This window comes from Actinophytocola sp. (genome assembly GCF_045807065.1).
Taxonomy (GTDB): Bacteria; Actinomycetota; Actinomycetes; order Mycobacteriales; family Pseudonocardiaceae; genus Actinophytocola.
Genome location: NZ_JBJMIE010000505.1, coordinates 1 through 4,521, shown reverse-complemented (window position 1 = coordinate 4,521; position 4,521 = coordinate 1). Strand labels below are relative to the sequence as shown.

Genomic DNA, 4,521 nt, shown 5'->3' with positions numbered 1-4,521 from the left:
GGTCCACCAGGATGTCCAGGTGGAGCTCGCCCATGCCGGCGATGATCGTCTGACCCGTCTCCTCGTCCTGGTTGACCCGGAAGGTCGGGTCCTCCTCGGCGAGCTTCTGGATCGCGGTCGACAGCTTCTCCTGGTCGGCCTTGGTCTTCGGCTCGATGGCCACCTGGATGACCGGCTCCGGGAACGTCATCGACTCGAGGACGATGGGGTTCGCCGGGTCGCACAGGGTCTCACCGGTGGTGGTGTCCTTCAGGCCGATCACCGCGTAGATGTGACCCGCCATGGCCTCGCCGACCGGGTTCTCCTTGTTGGCGTGCATCTGGAAGATCTTCCCGATGCGCTCCTTGCGGTCCTTGGTCGAGTTGATGACCTGGGCGCCGCTGGCCACCTTGCCGGAGTAGACCCGGATGTAGGTCAGCTTGCCGAAGAACGGGTGCACGGCGATCTTGAAGGCCAGCGCCGCGAACGGCTCGTCGGTGCGTGGCTTGCGGAAGGCCGGCGTCTCGCCGTCCTGCAGCGTGCCCTCGACCGGCGGGAGGTCCGTCGGCGCGGGCAGGTAGTCGATCACCGCGTCGAGCATGGGCTGGACGCCCTTGTTCTTGAACGCCGAGCCGCACAGCACCGGGTAGGCCGTGCCTTCCCGAACGATCGTGCGGACGCCCTGCTTGATCTGCTCGACGGTGAGCTCCTCGCCGCCGAGGTAGAGCTCCATGAGCTCGTCGTCGGTCTCGGCGACCGCCTCGATCAGCTGCTCGCGGTACTCGTTGGCCCGCTCGACCAGGTCGGCCGGGATCTCCTCGACCGCGTAGTCCTCGCCCTTCTGGACCTCGCCACGCCACGTGAGCGCGCGCATGTTCACCAGGTCGATGACACCGATGAAGTCGCTCTCCGCGCCGATGGGCAGCTGGAGAGGCAGGGGCTTCGCACCGAGACGCTCGGAGATGGTCCGGATGGTGAAGTAGAAGTCCGCACCCAGCTTGTCCATCTTGTTGACGAAGCAGATGCGCGGGACGTCGTACTTGGTCGCCTGCCGCCAGACCTGCTCGGACTGCGGCTCGACACCTTCCTTGCCGTCGAAGACCGCGACCGCACCGTCGAGCACGCGCAGGTTCCGCTCCACCTCGACGGTGAAGTCGACGTGTCCCGGCGTGTCGATCAGGTTGATCTGGTGGTCCTTCCAGAAGCAGGTCGTCGCGGCCGACGTGATCGTGATGCCGCGCTCCTGCTCCTGCTCCATCCAGTCCATCGTCGCGGCGCCGTCGTGCACCTCGCCGATCTTGTAGTTGATCCCGGTGTAGAACAGGATCCGCTCGGTCGTCGTGGTCTTGCCCGCGTCGATGTGGGCCATGATGCCGATGTTGCGCACCTTGGCCAAGTCGGTCAGCACGTCCTGTGCCACGGGTCTCTTCCCCTGTCTATATCAATCAGCGTTGGTACGACCTGAGCGGTCTGTTCGGACGCCTGTCGTCACCAGCGGTAGTGGGCGAAGGCCTTGTTGGACTCCGCCATCTTGTGCGTGTCCTCGCGGCGCTTCACGCTCGCCCCGAGGCCGTTGCTCGCGTCGAGCAGCTCGTTCATGAGCCGCTCGGTCATGGTCTTCTCGCGCCGTGCGCGGGAGAAGGTCACCAGCCAGCGCAGCGCCAGCGTCGTGGAGCGGCCCGGCTTGACCTCGATCGGCACCTGGTAGGTGGCACCACCGACGCGGCGGCTCTTCACCTCGATGGTCGGCTTGACGTTGTCGAGCGCACGCTTGAGCGTGACCACCGGGTCGGTGCCGGTCTTGTCGCGGGCACCTTCGAGCGCCTGGTACACGATCTTCTCCGCGACCGAACGCTTGCCGTCCCGGAGCACCTTGTTGATCAGCTGCGTGACCAGCGGTGAGCTGTAGACCGGGTCGGTGATCAGCGGTCGCTTGGCGGCGGGTCCCTTGCGAGGCATCAGGCCTTCTCCTTCTTCGCACCGTAGCGGCTGCGGGCCTGCTTGCGGTTCTTCACGCCCTGCGTGTCCAGCGACCCACGGATGATCTTGTAGCGAACACCAGGAAGGTCCTTCACACGGCCGCCACGCACGAGCACCATCGAGTGCTCCTGCAGGTTGTGGCCCTCGCCCGGAATGTAGGCCGTGACCTCGATGCCGCTGGTCAGCTTGACGCGTGCGACCTTGCGCAGCGCGGAGTTCGGCTTCTTGGGGGTGGTGGTGTACACGCGGGTGCACACGCCACGCCGCTGCGGGCTCCCCTTGAGGGCCGCAGTCTTCTGCTTGGCGACCTTGTCCTGGCGGCCCTTACGGACCAGCTGCTGGATCGTGGGCATGGACCGGCTTTCTCCTGGTGTACTGCTGCTATTGCCTTGTTGTTGGCGCCCCCGCCGTATCACGAGGTCGGGCGTGTCGCCCTTCCCAGTAACGCTCGCGCGGGATTGAATCATCCCTACGAGGCTCGGAAGGAACTCCGCGGTTACTGCGAGGTGTCCGTTGGCACGGACTCCGCGCACAGGCACGCGGATCGACCCGACATAGGCCGGGCGCGAGTTCCCAAGATACCTGGCGCCCCGGAAGCGGTCAAAACCGGGGTCGGCCTACGGTTCAACGCGCCGCCGGTCGTCTCTGTTCCCGGCTCGGGGGACAGCCTTGCTGGCAACGTCGTCCCTGGTCACGGGCAGTGCGCGGAACACATCGACCGTGCTGCACCCAGGTTACGTCAAGCGCCGTGCCCGGAGGCCGGCGCCCCCTCTCCCCCGCTGCGGCGCACGACGTCCAGCTCGACGGGCGCGCGTAGTTGTTCAGCTGGACGTTCCGGTGGGCGACGTGGCGCCGGCGGCGTCGTGCAGGTGGTGAATCGGGTCGTGGATGAAGTAGCGGGCGAAGGTGTCCACCGTGAAGTGGGCGCCGTCACTCCTGGTGCCGCGGCGGAGCCACTGGTCGCCGGTCACCTCGGTGAAGCGGGTGGCCAGGTGCTCCGCCGCGGCTGACAGCTCCCTCGCCACCGTGACCGGGTCCTGCTCGGCGTAGCGGTCCTCGACGGCGGTGGCGTCCTGGTCCCAGTTCGGGTAGTGCGGGGCGTCCTGGGTGAGCATGAGGTGCAGGCGCTCGGTGTAGACGCGGCAGACGTCGCGGACGTAGGCCGCGTACTCCAGTGGTGACCAGGTGGTCGGATTCGGGCGGGCCCTGGCGTCCGGCCGCGCGAGGACCTCCCGCCAGGCGGCCGCGTTCGCCCGCAGCAGGCCCGGGATGTCGTCGCGGTCGATGGTGCTGGTGGCCAGGCCGCACTCCGGGCAAGGGCGGTCGAGTACCCAGGTCCAGTCCTTGGTGTCGGGAACGATCTCCATGGCGCCAGGATCGGGGTCCGCGGCGGCGGGCACCAGCGACAGTTGCTTCACGGTGCGTTAAGCGGGCCTACAGGCGCGAGCCGCAGTCCGAGCAGAAGACCGCACCCGGCTTGTTCGCCGTCGAGCCGCAGCCGCCGCAGTTGGCGACCACCGCGAGGGGCGAGCCGCAGGACGAGCAGAACTTGCCGCCGTCGACCTTGCTGCCGCACGACGGGCAGTTCAGCTTCGCGCGGGTGGCCAGGTCGAGGTCGCCGGTCCAGTTCGCCTCGCCCGCCTTGTCCCAGATCTGGCGGCGCTGGGCCTCCGCCTGGGCGCGGGAGATCTCCTCCGCGACGCTCGGCGAGCAGCGCAGGCACTGGCCGATCTCGTCGTTCCAGCACTGGGCCGCGCACATCCAGTCACCGCAGCCGCGGCACTGGCGGAAGCTCGGAGCGATCTCCTGGACCGCGGCGGCCAGCGCCTTGTCCTTGGCCGGCGAGTTCGTCGCGCGGTCGTAGCGCCACTGGTCCGCGGAGTGGCTCAGATCCTGGAGCTTGCCGCCGAAGAAGGAACCCACCGCGCGCAACGCGCCGCGGCCCATCTCCATCTTGTCGCGCACGTACGCGGAGCGGAAACCGTTGCCGCAGCGCTCGCAGTGGAACTCGAACTGATACCCGTCGTAGTTGGACAGGTCGCGCACGTTGTCCGTGAACGGAACCGGGGTAGGCACGGTCGGAAACTATCATCGGATCCGCGCGCGTGGAGGCTTAGTGGCCAGATGGGGGGCGTGGGAGAGGTCTCGCGGGGCCTTTGTGCTGTATGTGCGGTCGGGTGCCGCGTCTCTCGGTAGTGCGTGCCGTGTCTTCGGTGCGTTTGGCGGGCTCGGTGCCCTCGTCCTCCGTGCTCGGCGGGCTCGACGGGCTCGGTGGTTGGTTGGGCGCGTCCTGAGGTGTTTCGCGGGTTCGATGGTGTGCGCTGCGGTCTCCGGGTTTGGTGGGCGGTGGTGCGCGCTGCGGCCTCGGGGTTTGGTGGGTTCGGTGATGCGCGCAGCGTCCGCGGGTCCCGTGGGGTTTGGTGGTGCGCGCTGCGTCCTAAGTGTTCGGTGGTGGTGGCGGGATTGTACGGGCGGCGACTCACGCGTCAAGGGCGCCTTCGGCGTCGGGCTTCGCCCGATGACGGCCTGGCGGCCGTCACCCTTGACCCGCGAGCCTCCGCC

The 4,521-nt window shown here is 67.9% G+C and carries 5 protein-coding genes; all 5 read right to left on the bottom strand.

Annotation, left to right across the window (positions count from 1 at the left end):
• The coding region (gene fusA / locus ACJ73U_RS29745) for an elongation factor G (protein ID WP_407781038.1) at positions 1-1,399 on the bottom strand (1,399 nt) is incomplete at its 3' end.
• Positions 1,400-1,467: 68 nt separating this feature from the next.
• Entirely contained in the window at positions 1,468-1,938 is a 471-nt protein-coding gene (rpsG, locus tag ACJ73U_RS29740; protein ID WP_324920834.1) for a 30S ribosomal protein S7, read from the bottom strand.
• Complete coding sequence (rpsL, locus tag ACJ73U_RS29735) at positions 1,938-2,312, bottom strand: 30S ribosomal protein S12 (protein WP_133906284.1); 375 nt, start codon at positions 2,310-2,312, stop codon at positions 1,938-1,940. The genes rpsG and rpsL overlap by 1 nt, the downstream gene beginning before the upstream one ends.
• Before the next feature lie 468 nt (positions 2,313-2,780).
• Positions 2,781-3,377, bottom strand: coding sequence for a DinB family protein (locus tag ACJ73U_RS29730; RefSeq protein WP_407781037.1), 597 nt, complete (start codon positions 3,375-3,377; stop codon positions 2,781-2,783).
• A 16-nt stretch (positions 3,378-3,393) separates the two neighbouring features.
• Positions 3,394-4,035 carry a zinc ribbon domain-containing protein gene (locus tag ACJ73U_RS29725; protein ID WP_407781036.1) on the bottom strand — a complete coding sequence of 214 codons (642 nt, stop codon included), beginning with the start codon at positions 4,033-4,035 and terminating at the stop codon, positions 3,394-3,396.
• Between the last annotated feature and the right edge of the window lie 486 nt (positions 4,036-4,521).

Coding starts and splice junctions, on each gene's coding strand:
- rpsG (WP_324920834.1), bottom strand. CDS start 1,938: ATGCCTCGCAAGGGACCCGCCGCCAAGCGACCGCTGATCACCGACCCG.
- rpsL (WP_133906284.1), bottom strand. CDS start 2,312: ATGCCCACGATCCAGCAGCTGGTCCGTAAGGGCCGCCAGGACAAGGTC.